Annotated in this window: 12 protein-coding genes and 1 pseudogene; 8 read left to right on the top strand and 5 right to left on the bottom strand. The window is 66.7% G+C overall.

Translation table 11 applies throughout. From position 1 onward, the window contains the following. Positions 1-22 precede the first annotated feature (22 nt). Together priA and RIL96_RS00055 are read left to right on the top strand one after the other, a co-directional pair. Positions 23-808 (top strand): bifunctional 1-(5-phosphoribosyl)-5-((5-phosphoribosylamino)methylideneamino)imidazole-4-carboxamide isomerase/phosphoribosylanthranilate isomerase PriA, encoded by a 786-nt coding sequence (gene priA / locus RIL96_RS00060; protein WP_310546957.1) that lies wholly within the window; start codon positions 23-25, stop codon positions 806-808. Positions 809-813: 5 nt separating this feature from the next. After that, complete coding sequence (locus RIL96_RS00055) at positions 814-1725, top strand: SseB family protein (RefSeq protein WP_310546956.1); 912 nt, start codon at positions 814-816, stop codon at positions 1723-1725. On the opposite strand, the gene RIL96_RS00050 is transcribed toward RIL96_RS00055, so the two are convergent. From RIL96_RS00050 to RIL96_RS00030, 5 genes are all read right to left on the bottom strand, one after another. Beyond that, complete coding sequence (locus RIL96_RS00050) at positions 1717-2256, bottom strand: MarR family winged helix-turn-helix transcriptional regulator (RefSeq protein WP_310546955.1); 540 nt, start codon at positions 2254-2256, stop codon at positions 1717-1719. The two genes, RIL96_RS00055 and RIL96_RS00050, sit on opposite strands and share 9 nt — an antisense overlap. Before the next feature lie 107 nt (positions 2257-2363). Beyond that, the gene (locus RIL96_RS00045) at positions 2364-3101 is read right to left on the bottom strand and encodes a PepSY domain-containing protein (RefSeq protein ID WP_310546954.1); all 738 of its coding nucleotides are present in this window, start codon (positions 3099-3101) and stop codon (positions 2364-2366) included. Between the two features lie 99 nt (positions 3102-3200). Further along, positions 3201-3845, bottom strand: coding sequence for a PepSY domain-containing protein (locus tag RIL96_RS00040; protein ID WP_310546953.1), 645 nt, complete (start codon positions 3843-3845; stop codon positions 3201-3203). 31 nt (positions 3846-3876) lie between these two features. Beyond that, complete coding sequence (locus RIL96_RS00035; protein ID WP_310546952.1) at positions 3877-4587, bottom strand: Pr6Pr family membrane protein; 711 nt, start codon at positions 4585-4587, stop codon at positions 3877-3879. A gap of 8 nt (positions 4588-4595) precedes the next feature. Then, positions 4596-8558: an FtsK/SpoIIIE domain-containing protein gene (locus tag RIL96_RS00030; RefSeq protein WP_310546951.1), complete on the bottom strand. Its 3963-nt coding sequence runs from the start codon at positions 8556-8558 to the stop codon at positions 4596-4598. A 321-nt stretch (positions 8559-8879) separates the two neighbouring features. Between RIL96_RS00030 and RIL96_RS00025 the strand changes: the two are divergent. The 6 genes and pseudogenes from RIL96_RS00025 to RIL96_RS00005 all read left to right on the top strand — a co-directional run. Then, positions 8880-9815 (top strand): annotated as a pseudogene (locus RIL96_RS00025) (TadA family conjugal transfer-associated ATPase); the annotation flags it as partial. 229 nt (positions 9816-10044) lie between these two features. Then, the gene (locus tag RIL96_RS00020; RefSeq protein ID WP_310546950.1) at positions 10045-10377 is read left to right on the top strand and encodes a hypothetical protein; all 333 of its coding nucleotides are present in this window, start codon (positions 10045-10047) and stop codon (positions 10375-10377) included. Further along, on the top strand, positions 10374-10862 hold the full coding sequence (locus tag RIL96_RS00015; RefSeq protein WP_310546949.1) for a hypothetical protein: 489 nt from the start codon (positions 10374-10376) through the stop codon (positions 10860-10862). Before RIL96_RS00020 ends, RIL96_RS00015 begins: the two co-directional genes overlap by 4 nt. Continuing rightward, entirely contained in the window at positions 10855-11172 is a 318-nt protein-coding gene (locus RIL96_RS13415; protein ID WP_510186584.1) for a DUF6907 domain-containing protein, read from the top strand. The genes RIL96_RS00015 and RIL96_RS13415 overlap by 8 nt, the downstream gene beginning before the upstream one ends. Beyond that, positions 11129-12613 (top strand): ISL3 family transposase, encoded by a 1485-nt coding sequence (locus RIL96_RS00010; protein WP_310546948.1) that lies wholly within the window; start codon positions 11129-11131, stop codon positions 12611-12613. Before RIL96_RS13415 ends, RIL96_RS00010 begins: the two co-directional genes overlap by 44 nt. Positions 12614-12852: 239 nt before the next feature. Beyond that, entirely contained in the window at positions 12853-13791 is a 939-nt protein-coding gene (locus tag RIL96_RS00005) for an endonuclease/exonuclease/phosphatase family protein (RefSeq protein ID WP_310546947.1), read from the top strand. Positions 13792-13965: the final 174 nt, after the last annotated feature.

Here is a 13965-nt window from a genome sequence, read left to right as displayed (position 1 = left end):
ACCCCGCAAGGAGTCCCCGTCCATGTCTGATAGCGCTACTGGTTCTGCCCCTGAGCCGCGCCCGGAATCTGCCGCTGTGCCGGCCCTGGAGCTGCTGCCCGCCGTCGACGTCGCCGGTGGCCAGGCGGTGCGCCTGGTGCAGGGCGAGTCCGGTTCTGAGACCGGCTACGGAGATCCTCTCGAGGCGGCCCTGACCTGGCAGGAACAGGGGGCAGAGTGGATCCATCTGGTAGACCTCGACGCAGCCTTCGGCCGCGGTGACAACCGTGCGGTGATGAACCGGGTGGTCCGTGACCTGGACATTCGTATCGAGCTCTCCGGGGGGATCCGCGACGACGAGTCGCTGGAGCGCGCCCTTGAGCTCGGGGCGAGCCGGGTCAACCTCGGCACAGCGGCCTTGGAGGATCCCGAGTGGACCGCGCGGGCGATTGAGCGTCACGGCGAGGCCATCGCCGTGGGCCTCGACGTCCGTGGAGAGACCTTGGCCGCCCGCGGCTGGACACGGGAGGGTGGCAATCTGTGGGAGGTGCTCGAGCGTCTCGAGGACGCCGGGTGCCCGCGCTATGTGGTCACCGACGTGACCAAGGACGGCACGCTGCGCGGCCCCAACACCGAACTGCTGGCGCAGGTCTGCCGACGCACGGCGAAACCGGTGGTCGCCTCGGGCGGGATATCCTCCCTCGAGGATGTCGCCGCGCTGGCTCAGCTGGTCTCGACCGGTGTCGAGGGTGCGATCATGGGCAAGGCGCTCTATGCAGGACGGTTCGACCTGCGGCAGGCGCTGCGCGTGGCCGCCGATTCCGCCTGAAGCAGATGCCGGAGGAGCAACACGAGGAAGTGGCAGGAGCCGGGCAGCAACGCGAGCTGCCCGGCCATATCGCCGCTCTGCTGGCTCGCTCCGCGAAGGACGAGCACGGCCGCCCCGCTGATTCTGCCGGGGTCGCCTGGGCTGGCCGGGATCTCTCCGGAGCCGGGAATCCGCTGCACACCTTCGACGGCGACGACGGTCTCATGACCGCACAGATCGCTCAGGCCCGGGAGCTGCTTCTTGGGGGCGCGCTGACCGAGGCGGGGTTCGTCGAAGCTCTGCGCGGACAGCGGCTGTTCGTCCCGGTGATCGCCACCCGCGCCGAGGAAGGGCAGCGGCTGGACGGCCCAGAGGCGCCCGTGGGCGATAAGCAGGCCGATATCGCGCTGATCTCACTCACCTCCTCCTCCGGACGCAGGACGATGCCCATCTTCACCAGTGTGCAGGCACTGACCCAGTGGCACCCCGAGGCGCGGCCCGTGGCCGCGGAGACCGAACGGGTCATGCTCGCCGCCTTGGACGAGGGCGCTGAACTGGTCGTACTGGACCCGGGCAGTGAGGTCGACTTCGTCATCCGGCGTCCAGCCATGACGGACCTGGCACAGGGTGTCTGCTGGACCCCCTCCTACGACGACCCCGAGATCGCCGCGGAACTGGAGGGGATCCTCGACTACTGCCCGGGAGTGCAGCGCCTGATCGTGACCGCGGGGACCGGGGTCGGTACGGTCAGTGCGGCAGGCACCGCGATCGCCGGGGGAGGAGCCGGCCCCGAGCTGCGGATCGTCGTCGTGACCGAACCGGGCCTGGACGAGGTCGACGTGCGGATGGCGGTGGCCAGTGTCCGGGCAAGTCTGACCGAGCTGGAGCTTCTGCGCGAACGCGCCGATTCGGTGGAGCTGACGGCAGGATCAGCCTGAGCTGAGCGAGGCGTTGCGCTGGATCTTTAGACAGATCCTCTGGAGCTCTTCGGCCTCCTGCTCATCGACTACGGCGTGGAAGAGCTCCTTGATATGAGCCGCATGGACGTGAGCGGCGCGGCGGAACGTGTCACGGCCCTGGTCAGTCAGCCGGGCCATCATCCCACGCCGATCGTGGGTGTCAGGGCAACGGGTGATCAGGCCACGGGCCTCGAGCACCTTGGCCTGATAGGAGAGCCGTGACGGTGAGAAGACCATCCGCTCGGCAAGATCTCCCATGCGCAGACAGCCGTCCTCGGCCTCTGCCAAGAGCAGCAAGAAGTTGTAGTCGGAGAGCTTCAGCCCGGTGTGGGACTGCAGGTGCCGTTCCAGGTTGCTGCTCACCACAGCCGAGGTCTCCAGGAAAGTCCTCCAGGCGCGGGCGCGAGGTGAGACGCCGGTGCGATCATGCGGACCTCGGTGCTGCCAGGGGTTCTCGCCAGCGCCGTCCGCAGTGTTCTCGGCGCTCTGCACGCCCTCGGCGGCGGTCACAGCGCCTCACCTCGCTTCTCATCGACTGCGTGGTCTTATCAGCGGTGGCCGGTCTCAGCCGGTACCCATGATCTTGACCGGTACCATGATACCGCTGAGGGGAGGAGTCAGTCGGTCTCCTCAGCGACGACCTCGCCGGAGGCTACGTCGAGATCGATCTCCGTGCCGTCGGCCAGTTCGATCTGCCAGACGATCGTGCCGCCCTCGGTGTCGAGCTGGACCTCGTCGACAAAGGCCCCCGAGGGGTCTCCGGCGCGGTCCTCGACAGTGCGCAGCGCCTCCTCCAAAGTGACCTCGATGGCGTCGATCTCGGACTGGTCCTCGGCGTCGGGGGCCTCGTCCTGGGAGGTCTGCACGATCTCCAGCGACTGCTTGTCCACATCGACCTGCTGCACCGCTCCGTCGACGTAGACGTCCCATTCGTAGCTGGAGTCGTTGTCCTCGACCTCGAAGACCACGCCCTCGGGGTACTCGGCCTCTACGGCGGCGAGACCGCCATAGACCGGGTGGTTCTCCACATCCTCCTCGGTGCTGGCGTCCTCGGAGCTCTCTGAGCCCTCGCTCGCCTCATCGTCGGCGTCGTCAGTGGTGTCCGGCTCTGCCTCCTGGTCTGTCTCCTGACCTGCCTCCGGGCTCGCCTCTGCGCTCTCGCCCCCTCCGGAGTCCTCGCCGCCGGACTCTTCGCTGCCGGAGTCCTCCGCACCGACGGTCACATTGGACTCGGGCTCATTGTCCTCACCGGCGTCCAGAGCCTCATCGGCTGAGTCGCAGGCGGTCAGGGTCAGCGCGGTGATCGCCGCGAGGGACAGGGCAGCGGCTCCGCGGCGGCGGATGGTGGTCTCCATAGGGGCCTCCTCAGTCGGGGTGCCCGAGCCCGTGTGCTCGGGTCAACAGCACCTTCAGTCTCAAGCAGGCGGATGAGAGCTCGATGAGAGTGTCCCCGATCAGCCGTCAGTGTCCGGGTCACCGCCGATGTTCTGTTCCTCGACGGGGTTCTCACCCTCCGGGACCACCGCACCATTGCGCGCGTCGATGATCACCGTGTTCTCTGTATCCGGGCCCTGCATGGTGACATGCCAGACGATCAGGTCACCGTCGCGGTCCTCCAGCTGGGCCTCGACGACCTGCCCGGCGGAGTCTCCCCGGGCGATGTCCATAGCCCGCAGCATCGGCACCTCGACCTCGGGTGCCAGCTCACGGACGGTCTCCTCCGCCTCACCCTCTTCGAGGGTCTCCACCACGGAGGTGCCGTCCTGGCTGGTGACCACCACATGCAGATCGGTCTCGTCGACGAGGATCCCGGTATGCATGCCGGCCTCATCGCCGCCGTCCTTGTCGAAGGAGACGGCCATCCCCTCCTCGGCCTCCACGGCGGTCTGCACCCCGCGCAGCGCCACGTCGAGCGTGGTGTCCACCCCGTCGATGGAGGTGACGTTCTCGGCAGTGGGCTCGTTGGAGGGGACGGCCTCTTCGGTGGCCTCCTCGGAATCGCCGGAGACGATGCCGTCCTGAGGGTTGCAGGCGGTGACTAGTCCGGCGGAGAGCAGGATGGCAGCCACAGTGGCGGAGGGTCGGGACCATGAGTTCATGACATTCATTCCTACCGGTCTGACCTTCATCTCAGCTGGACATTCGCTCGGTGTGGCGCAGTTCCGCTCGCGGAGTCGGCATCAGACGGTCCAGCCCGGCCAGCAGCAGGCCGATGAGGTAGTAGGCGCCGAGGATGGAGATCACATAGACCACGATGCCGTCGTAACCCAGCCGGGGGACGTCGAGGATCGTATAGGGATACCAGTCCATGAGCATCCCGCGGGCCAGGGTGAAGGCCAGCCAGCACAGCGGAATGAAGGAGGAGATGAACACCAGAGCGGGCGTGGCCTGGCCGCGCGGGCCGAAGATCAGCCACAGCACCGGAGCGAGGACGGGCAGCGCGATGTGCTGCAAGACGTCATTGGCGTGCTCCACCGGGGGCAGGGGGACGTCCTCGCGCAGCAGCACGTTGAACACGATGCCGGTGATCATCATGGACACCACCCCGGCCAGCCGCACGGCACGGAAGATCTCGGAGCGCCGATGCAGCCGCACGGCGAGCATCAGGGATGTCACCGCCACCATGGCCGTGGAGAGGAAGGTGAAGAACGCCGGTTGGTTGAGCAGGTTCGGCCAGCCGGCGGAGAACACGTGCCGATAGCCAGCGTCGAACGGGAGCTCGGAGTCCTTGTTCCAGCCGATGACGAAGGAGGTGATGACACCGGCGCTCGCGGCCAGCCCCAGCAGCAGGAAGCTGATCCGTGCGGCCTTCTCGAAGGTGGTCTGTGATGTGGCCTTCATGGTCTCCATCATGCCTCAGGGGCTCGTGCCCACTGGATCATCTCCGGGCCGGTGGTGCGCAGGTGGACCCCCCGGCCCGGGACCGGACGGTCCAGCAGCGGCACCGGAGTGGCGAAGACGTCCGAGTGGCTGCGCTGGGTCGGGCTCAGCAGCAGATGCTCCCCGGAGGTCCGTGCGTGGTGTGACCACGGTAGGCGGCTCCACAGCGCCGGAGTCGGGGCGGCCGTGGCGACGACGGCGGCGCCGGCTCCGATGCACTGCTCGATCAGCCGGTGATGCTCCGGTGCGCACTGATCGGCGTCGTCGACGAGCACCAGCGTCGGTGCGGCGTCCAGGCTGCTCGGCACCGGCGTCGTCGGCGTCACCCAGAGTGCATCCGAGCGCTGGTGGCCGATCAGATGCAGCGCATTGCTCTTGCCAGTGCCTGCTGTGCCCAGGACGAGCAGGATCCCATGCAGCGTGGCAGTGGCGGTGGTGAGACTGAACTGGCGGACTCCGAGCAGGATCTCGTGTCCTGCGCTGACGTGCGAGGCCGCGCCGGGCATCGCGTCCCAAGAGAGGTTCTCGGGCAGGGGTCTGACCGTCAGCGCCGGTCCGTGATGCGCGGCGGCGCAGGTCTCATCCGGGGCCTCGGCCGGTGCGGTGGTCAGCTGGATCTCGCTGCCGGTGGCCGGTTCTTCCGGGCTCAGGTGGATTCCCCGGCCGGGCGCGGCATCGATCTGGCGCATCTTCGGCCACAGGAAACGGGTGTCCTGGGAGACGCCGAAGGGCAGGTAGATGCGCCGCGGCAGCCGTGCTCCGAGCTTGCCGGAGGCCAGTTCCCGTCCGCCGGAGATGATCACCGTGATTCCTGCCTCGTGTCCCTCGGCGATGAGTGTGCCCAAGAGATGATCCATGCTCGAGGCGCCGAAGGAGGTGCTCAGCGCGTGCCACTGGGCATGTCCGCTCATCAGCACCACCAGGGGAATGTGCGGGCCGGGGTGGCTGCGTCGACGGGTGAGTTCGTCTTTCAGTCTCAGCAGGAGGTGATCGACTTCAGCGAGGTGCTCTTCGCCCAGCAGCGCGCCGATGCGTCGATGCCCGGCGAAGCGGGTGAAGGAGTCGTCGCCGTCGAGCAGGTAGAGATGACAGGGCGCCGGAGAGGACAGCAGCTGGTGGGCGATCGCTACGACGGCTTCACGTCCACCCGAGGAGCCTTCGCCGATCAGTCCGAGGCTGGTGCTGGTAGTGGGATCGAAGAGGAGGTCCTGCTGCTCCTGACGGCTGGGTCGGTCGACGCGCCCGATGACCGCGCCGGGGATCTGGGGCCGCTCATCGGCGAAGAGCTCGGCCGGCAAAGGCGGCAGCACCGGCGTGTGGCTGCGCGTCACGGTGCTCTGTGCGATCTCCTCGATCAGCTGGTCGTAGGCCGCTGTCGAAGCCGTCCGCACCTGGTCCGGCGCCGTTGCCCCGCCCGCTGTGTCCGCTTCCTCCGGGACCACGGAGGCAGCCGTGGCTGCTCCTGGCCGCCGGTGTGCGCCCTCGCGCAGGGTGGTCACAGCGAGCTCCTGACGGGAAGGGGCCGGCAGCGCACTCTGGAAGAGCACCGGTGGTTCGCCGGGCCTGGCAAGCACGGCGCGTCCGGGCAGATGCCGGGAGATCTCACCGGCTGTGGGAGCCCCCACCAGTTCTTGGGACTCATCGGTGCTGCGCAGTCGCAGCGCCACCACGGCGCCGATGTTCGCGCGGATGTCGGCGGTGACCACACCCTGAGGACGCTGGGTGGAGAGCACCAGGTGCAGACCCAAAGAGCGGCCGAGGGTGGCCAGACGCATCAGCTCATCCATCGTCTCGGGCAGCTCGTGGGAGAAGATGCGGAACTCATCGATCACCACCAGGATGCGGGGGAGGGCCAGTTCGGGGTGCTTCCGACGGTAGTCGGAGTAGTCATCGGCTCCGGCGTCGAAGAAGAGCCGTTCCCGTCGGGTCAGCTCAGAGCGGATCCCCTCCAGCGTGCGTTCGGCCTGGGCCTGCGAGAGATCGGTGACCAGACCCAGAGAGTGTTCCAAGGCGGCGAGCTGTCGGAAGGTCGATCCGCCCTTGAAGTCGAAGAGCATGAAATTCAGCTCATCGGGTGGATAACGGGCGGCCCACCCCAGCAGCAGGCCCTTGAGCAGCTCGGACTTACCGGAGCCGGAGGTGCCGGCGATGAGGATATGAGGGCCGTCGTCGACGAGATTCAGCTGCTCCGGCCCCGCTGCCGAGGTGCCCAGCGGTGTTTCCAGCGCAGTGGTGGCACAGCCGGTCATCAGCCGTTCCGGAAGAGGCTCCTGGACCTGCGCAGGAATACCGCCGGAGCCGCGGAGATCAGTGCAGGACGGCAGGGAACGGCGCAGCATCTGCGCGGCGGTGGAGGAGCTGATGCCGTCTGCGGCGACCTCCTCGGCATCAGTGATCCAGGTGCCACTGGCGTCACGCACCTGGCGAGTATCGCCGCTGAGGTCGATCCGCACCGACGCGTTATAGCTAGGAAAAGAGCCTATGCTGCCGTCCGGGGCCAGGATGAGCACATGCCACCCTCGTGCCAGGGCGTGCTGGGTGTGCCGGCCCAGTGCTGAGGCCGTGATGTCACCTTCTGGGAGATCATCGAGACTGAGGACGAGTACGGGTGTGACAGTATCGTCTGAAGATACGTCGATGTCGTCTGCGATGACGGCGCGGTGAAGTTCGGCGAAGTCCCTGAGCTCAGCTTCGACCAAGGACGCCGCGTGAGCTCCGGCGAGCAGCACAGTGGCGCGCTCCTCGGCGGGGCGGATGAGAAGCTGTGTGAGGATCCACCGGGCTGTGCGCATCACCGCCCGCCGTGGACCGCCGATCTCGGTGACAGCCTCTGGCCCCGTCCCCAGGATGATCGGCGCGCGGACCACAGTGTCCCGCGGCATCTCCACCCCAGAAGACAGGGCGAGTTCCGGGGTGATCACTCCGGTTCCGCAGCGCACGGCGCGGAACGGGGCTTCGTCACTGCGCCGTCCCGGTGCCCCGGCGCCGAGTCCGCTCGGCCGCCCGCGGGCCTGCTGGGCGGCGAGGCCGAGCTGACCGGGCGTGGCTGCGGCCTGTTCGAGCCGTTGGGACCACTGGGCTGCGGCTGCAGCGATCGCCGCAGAGAACGCCCGACGTCGCCGCCGGGCGTCGATGACTGTGGCCAGAGCCACGAGCCCGGAGACCGCGCTGAAGAGCAGGAAGAACCACATACCGGTGACCGTGACCAAGACGATCCCGATGACCAGAGGCACCAGGGCCATCAGCAGCATCATCCGATGCCGGCCCTCCGGTGGCTTCTCGCTGACAGGCTCGGCCGTCACCGGCCATGGGGTCCGCGGGGGCACTGGGGCAGGGCCGTTGAACAGTCGCAGCGTGGAGCTGCCGACTCTCAGAGGATCTTGTGCTGACCAGGGGCGGCTGGTGCGGCGGGCTTTACCGCGTGTGTTCTGGTGGATCTGCACCGCGCGTGCGCCGACGTCGAGGCTGAGGTGATGCCGTGCCAGGGCGGGATCGGTGATGCGTAGCCGTGGTGCCGCGCGGCCGAGTTCGTGGATACCGCGAGGCAGGGGGAACACTGCTCCGGCGTCCGGTCCCTGGTCCACGCAGAGGCGAAGTCCCAGAGGCCCGGCGGACGACGCTGATGTGGTGGTCGATTTCGGGGTCAGCAGCACCACCATGCCGTGGTGTATCTGTGCTGATCCTGAGGGGATCTCTGCCAGCTGAGCCTCGGCGACACGCAGGTCCAGAGGCCCCGGTGGGGTGTCTGCGAGGGTGTTGCGGATCCATCGACTGAGGGCTTGGGCCAATTCGGCGCCGGAGGGACTGTGCCCGCCGTCGAGGATCAGGCGCAGTTCATGGTCGTGGTCTCCCGGTGCCTGGTGCCGAAGGCGCTGCCAGAGCCTCTGCGGGAGGGCGTCAGGCCGGTGGACGACGGTGACGGACAGAGCCAAGGGAACCTCCGGGTAACGGGCCTGCGCGTAAATGATCAGGTGCTGCGCAGCACAGCGTAGAGGTGTGATTGCTGCTCACGCTGCGGGAGCGGGGAAACCTGTGGATAACTCGGTGTTGTTGGCCTCGAACAATGAGTTCTCCACAGGCTGAGGAGGGCGTTTTGCGACCGAGGGTTCTCCCATGGTTTTCTAGCGGTCGCCGTCGGAGGCCTCGGCCCTGCCGATTCTGGTGGTCCGGCGGGTTGTTGTGTCACTGACACCACCGATGAGAGCAGCTGAGAAGTAGATCGTTATAGGAGTTGCAGGAGGGGAGAGGGCCCGGTGGAAGCTCTGGCCATCGTCGAGGGAGAGGTCCGCGATCAGATTCGTCGGCGCGGACTTGACCCGCAGGATCATCACGCGGATCTCCAAGAGCTCGTCGAATCAGCAGTCGTGGAGTACGACCGTCGGTCGATGACGACGTCGCTGCCGCTCATCGGTGAGGTGGAGCGCGCGATCAAGCACATCCTCGACTCCGTGGCCGGATTCGGTGAGCTGCAGCCGCTGCTCGACGACGAGACGGTTGAGGAGATCTGGATCAACGGGCCGCAGGAGATCTTCGTCGCTCGACACGGTCGGTCTGAGCTGACCTCCATCACGCTTTCAGAGGAGCGGATCCGTGACCTGGTGGAGCGGATGCTCAAGACCTCCGGGCGTCGGCTGGACCTGTCTTCCCCGTTCGTCGATGCGGCGTTGCCAGACGGTTCTCGGCTGCATGTGGTCATCCCCGACATCACGCGACGCCACTGGGCGGTGAACATTCGCAAGTTCATCAGCCGGGCCACCGGGCTGCAGGACCTGGTGCGCCGGGGGTCGCTGAGCGACCAGGCGGCGGCTGTGCTCGAGGCCTGCGTGGCCTCCGGATTCAATGTTTTGGTGTCGGGTGCGACACAGGCCGGGAAGACCACGATGCTCAACTGCCTCGGCGCCGCGGTGGGTCCGCGCGAACGGGTCATCACCGTGGAGGAGATCTTCGAGCTCCAGCTGCCGCTGCGTGATGTGGTGGGGATGCAGTGCCGCCAGCCCAATCTAGAGCAGGAAGGTGAGATTCCGCTGCGCCGCCTGGTCAAGGAAGCGCTGCGGATGCGTCCGGACCGGCTCATCGTCGGTGAGGTGCGTGAGGCCGAGAGCCTGGACATGCTGATCGCGCTGAACAGCGGCCTGGGCGGGATGGCCTCAGTGCACGCGAACAGTGCGCAGGATGCGCTGACCAAGATCTGGGTTGTTCTCGGAACTGAAAACGAGCCGCTGACTGGGGACGATGTGCGTCTGAACTGAGGTCTCCCAACGGCCTTCCCAACTTTCTGCTGGCATTCTCCCAAAACCTCTGCCGTCATCTACCTACGCCGGTTGCGATCAGCAGCAACAGTGATGAGCACGGCTCGGCTTGATCGTGGGGGAGATGCCCCTTGGCCGAGAGGAAGTGTGAAGCAGAGCGAGGCACGTGATGTCTGATTTCAAGACCACGGGTGAAACAACAGTTGCGTTGACGACTGAGCACACCGGGCGGTGGTTGGTCACCACAGACCATTCCCGGCATCTCTGGGATCTCGACGAGATGACCTACATCCGGCTCCCCGAATACCCTGATGCCCAGCCTCACGAGCACGATGGGGCAGTGGTGGAGATCGAGCGGGTCGTTCGATGGCCCGAGGTTGGGACCAGGCCGCTCCTGTGGTTCTACGAGCCAGGGTTGCCGAGGCATTTCAAGGACTGTCGTATGAACACCGCTGTGGTGAAGATTGAGCGCCTGGCCGATGAGGATGGTGATCAGGCATGATCGCTCGCGCCCTCACCGAGCATGAATGCACCACCGTCCAGCAGGGCCTGGAGTACCTGAGCCACTACTCGGCCGATGGCGAGGTCCGCCACACTGCTCGGCTGCTGATCGGCCTGTTCTCCCAACCGGACAGGATTCGGTTCCGCACCGCTGGGTCTGAGGAGTTTGACCCTGCCCCTCGTGTCAATGAGATCCGAGATCTGCTGGCCTCAATTGGCCGAGAGTTCGATGCCGGCTGGGAGCACTTCCGCCAGGACTACCACGTGGGCGTGCTGGCCAATATGGCTCACATCTCGGAGCTGGCGTTCCCAGTCATCGACCAGTTGGAAATGAACTTCAGCCACATCCCGTGGGGAAAGATCGACCAGTTTGCAGTCAGGTACACCTACGCAACACCTGAGGGCCGCCCCAGCGCCGAAGAGGTCTGGGAGATGCTGAGCGGCATGGACTTCTCCGGTGACCCGCTGAAGGCTCCTGATGTGTGAGCTTCAGTGCCCACAGTGGTGCGCCTCCCTGCATGATGAGGCGCTGGTAGAAGACCGGCGTCACGAGTCCGAGATCCGCCCGGTCGCTGTGATCACACGAGTCACCAACGATGCCCCTGCGGCGGAGGAGATCCATGCGGCTCTCTTCCAGTTCCTGAATGAAGACGAGACATGGGTCGGTATCGAACACCTCCAGATCAGCCCAGAGTCTGCACGCCGACTCATCCGAGCGCTCACCGCCCTACTCGCCAAGGAAGGAGAAGCCGATGACAGCCACACTGAGTGGGATTGCCCTGCCGGAACTGGTTGAGAAGCTGCCTTGCGAATGTGTCTCTCCTGATCACGGGGAAGGAGGTTGTGACGGTGAGGCGTGGTTCTCTGTGGTGTTCCCCTGTGGGCACTTCCACGAGCTGCTGTGCCGATCCTGCACGGACCTCTACCTCGAAAGCATCGAAGCCGGATGTGAGAACTGCGACCTCTTCGCCGACCTCGACGGTCTCCACGTCATCGCCGTGGAACGCCCACCCACTGCCGGGCTGCTGCGCGTGGTCGTCGAGTCAGCAGCAGAACCGGCGGGCTGTCCGGACTGCGGAGTCATCGCCACCAGTGCTGGCCGCAAGAGCGTCGAGCTCATCGATGCTCCGGTCTATGGCCTCCCGGCGAGGCTTGGCTGGCGTAAGCGCCGATGGCGCTGCGCCGACCCCGACTGCGACCGCGGCGTCTTCACCGAGCAGAACCCGGCGGTGGCCGCCCCGAGGGCGCTTTTGACCCGCCGGTGCATCAGCTGGAGCATCGCCCAGATGCGCCGAGAGAACGTCTCGGTGGCGGGCCTGGCCCGTCAGCTGGGGGTGGACTGGCACACCGTCTGGAACGCGATCGCCCCAGTGTTGGAGGCCGCTGCTGACGATGAGCGCCGGTTCGCCGGGGTGGTCACCCTGGGCGTTGATGAGCATCTCTGGCACCACGTCAGCCCTGTCCGGCGGGGTCCGAAGGAGCTGACCGGGATGGTCGACCTCACCAGAGACCGCCACCGGCGGGTGCAGGCGCGGCTGCTGGATCTGGTGCCCGGCCGCTCCGACACCGTCTACGCCGACTGGCTGAAAACCCGCAGCCACGACTTCCGCACCGGGATCCGGATCGCCCCGCTGGATCCCTTCGCCGGGTACAAGAACGCCATCGATGCCCACCTCGACGAGGCCACCGCGGTGCTCGACGCGTTCCACGTGGTCAAGCTCGGCACCGCCGCCGTCGACGAGGTCCGCCGCCGGGTCCAGCAAGAGACTCTGGGCCACCGAGGCCGTAAGGGCGATCCGCTCTATGGGATCCGGCGGCTGCTGCAGACCGGGATCGAGCACCTCAGTCAGAACCAGTGCCGGCGGATCGAGAAGGTCATCACCGCTGACCCCCGCCATGAACAGGTCTTCATCGCCTTCCAGTGCGCCCAAGAACTCCGCTCGGCCTATCAGCACCATGACCTGCGCGCCGGACGGCGCATCGCACTCAAGGTCCTCGAGTCGTTCCGGTCCTGTCCGGTGGCCGAGATCGCGAAGCTGGGCCGGACCCTGCGCCGGTGGCGCAGAGAGTTCTTGGCCTACTTCACCACCGACCGGTCGAACAACGGAGGCACCGAGGCGGTCAACGGGCTCATCGAGCTGGCTCGCAGGATCGCTCGTGGGTTCCGGAACCGAGGCAACTACCGGCTACGGATGCTGCTGATCGGCGGAGGCCTGGATGGGCACCTCCCCACCTGAACTCCGAAGAGCCAGATTTTTCTTCCTAGCACCGAGTTCCTCGATGGACTGACCATGGGGCTGAGTGTCGGGGCCATTGTCATCTTCGGCTATTACTTCACCCTCCTCGTTCGGGATGCCCACACACGCCCGAGTCGGCAGTCCGCAGGCCGGTAACCCCTGCCCTTCCGAGGTCACCCCTAGGCTCACCTCAGCCCCAGTTGACCCGCTGTTCATCTCACCGGTCCACGCTGGGCGGCATGGTCACCATCGGCACATGGAATCTCGAGAACCTTTTCCGCCCCGGCGAGGACTCCGGCCGCCAGACTGATGCCGAGTACGACACCAAGCTTGACGCGCTGGCCGCCACGGTCGCTGAGCACTCGCCTGATGTGCTCGCCGTCCAGGAGGTCGGCGACCCTGAGGCACTCGAGGATCTGACGTCCCGGCTCGACGGCAGCTGGAACACCGCGCTGGCCGACCCCGACGGCCGCGGCATCCGGGTGGGCTTCCTCGCCCAGTCCGCGCTGACCAAGGTCGATCAGATCACCGAGTTCCCCGAGCAGCTGGGCCCAGTCCAGGTCGACGACGAAGGCAGCACCATCACCGCGATGGGCCGGCCGGCGCTGACGGCACGCATCCGCAAGGCCGGCACCACCATCGACCTGGTCTCGGCGCACCTGAAGTCGAAGCTTCTGACCTATCCGGGCGGCCGGTTCTCCCCGCGCGACGAAGGAGAGCGTGCACGCTATGCGGTCTATGCGCTGCACCGGCGCGCGGCTGAGGCCGCCGCCGTCCGCGCCGGGGTAGATGACCTGCTCGACGGCGACGGGCGAGAGAACGCTGTGATCGTCGCCGGCGATCTCAACGACGAGCCGCAGGCGGCGACCACCCAGATCCTGTTGGGCCCCGGCGGCTCCGAGTTCGGCACCGGCGGCTATGAGCGCGAGGACCAGGGCGATGCCGCACGGATGTGGAACCTCGCCCCGCTGATCGACGAGGAACAGCGCTTCACTCGTGTCTACCGGGGTCGCGGCGAGCTCATCGACCATCTGATGGTCAGCCACGCGCTCACCGAGGCGGTCGAGTCGGTCACCACCGGTGGCGTCGACGTCAGCTCGGTCGCCGACTCACCCGGCGGGCGCGACAACAGCGAGGCCTCGGACCACCGGCCAGTGGTCGCGACGTTCGCGCTCTGACAGCTGCGGACGGGAGCTGCCTGCCCTGCTTCCCGACACGAGTGGGCGGGGCGAATGTCAAGACGGTTCACCAGTTGCGATGCGCGACGGGGGTACGGAGGAACGTCGAGAGCCAAGCGCTAGGGCATGTCTGAAAAATATATAGCGCCCGTCCTGCGAGACTGGCCAGATGTC

It is taken from the genome of Nesterenkonia aerolata (assembly GCF_031470965.1).
GTDB classification, from domain to species: domain Bacteria; phylum Actinomycetota; class Actinomycetes; order Actinomycetales; family Micrococcaceae; genus Nesterenkonia; species Nesterenkonia aerolata.
The sequence above is the reverse complement of the archived record's forward strand: the minus strand, read 5'-3'. Positions and strand labels throughout refer to the sequence as shown.

Excerpts from the sequence above, each read along its gene's own strand:
- priA (WP_310546957.1), top strand. The coding sequence starts at position 23 with ATGTCTGATAGCGCTACTGGTTCTGCCCCTGAGCCGCGCCCGGAATCT.
- RIL96_RS00055 (WP_310546956.1), top strand. The coding sequence starts at position 814 with ATGCCGGAGGAGCAACACGAGGAAGTGGCAGGAGCCGGGCAGCAACGC.
- RIL96_RS00045 (WP_310546954.1), bottom strand. The coding sequence starts at position 3,101 with ATGGAGACCACCATCCGCCGCCGCGGAGCCGCTGCCCTGTCCCTCGCG.
- RIL96_RS00040 (WP_310546953.1), bottom strand. The coding sequence starts at position 3,845 with ATGAACTCATGGTCCCGACCCTCCGCCACTGTGGCTGCCATCCTGCTC.
- RIL96_RS00035 (WP_310546952.1), bottom strand. The coding sequence starts at position 4,587 with ATGAAGGCCACATCACAGACCACCTTCGAGAAGGCCGCACGGATCAGC.
- RIL96_RS00020 (WP_310546950.1), top strand. The coding sequence starts at position 10,045 with ATGTCTGATTTCAAGACCACGGGTGAAACAACAGTTGCGTTGACGACT.
- RIL96_RS00015 (WP_310546949.1), top strand. The coding sequence starts at position 10,374 with ATGATCGCTCGCGCCCTCACCGAGCATGAATGCACCACCGTCCAGCAG.
- RIL96_RS13415 (WP_510186584.1), top strand. The coding sequence starts at position 10,855 with ATGTGTGAGCTTCAGTGCCCACAGTGGTGCGCCTCCCTGCATGATGAG.
- RIL96_RS00010 (WP_310546948.1), top strand. The coding sequence starts at position 11,129 with ATGACAGCCACACTGAGTGGGATTGCCCTGCCGGAACTGGTTGAGAAG.
- RIL96_RS00005 (WP_310546947.1), top strand. The coding sequence starts at position 12,853 with ATGGTCACCATCGGCACATGGAATCTCGAGAACCTTTTCCGCCCCGGC.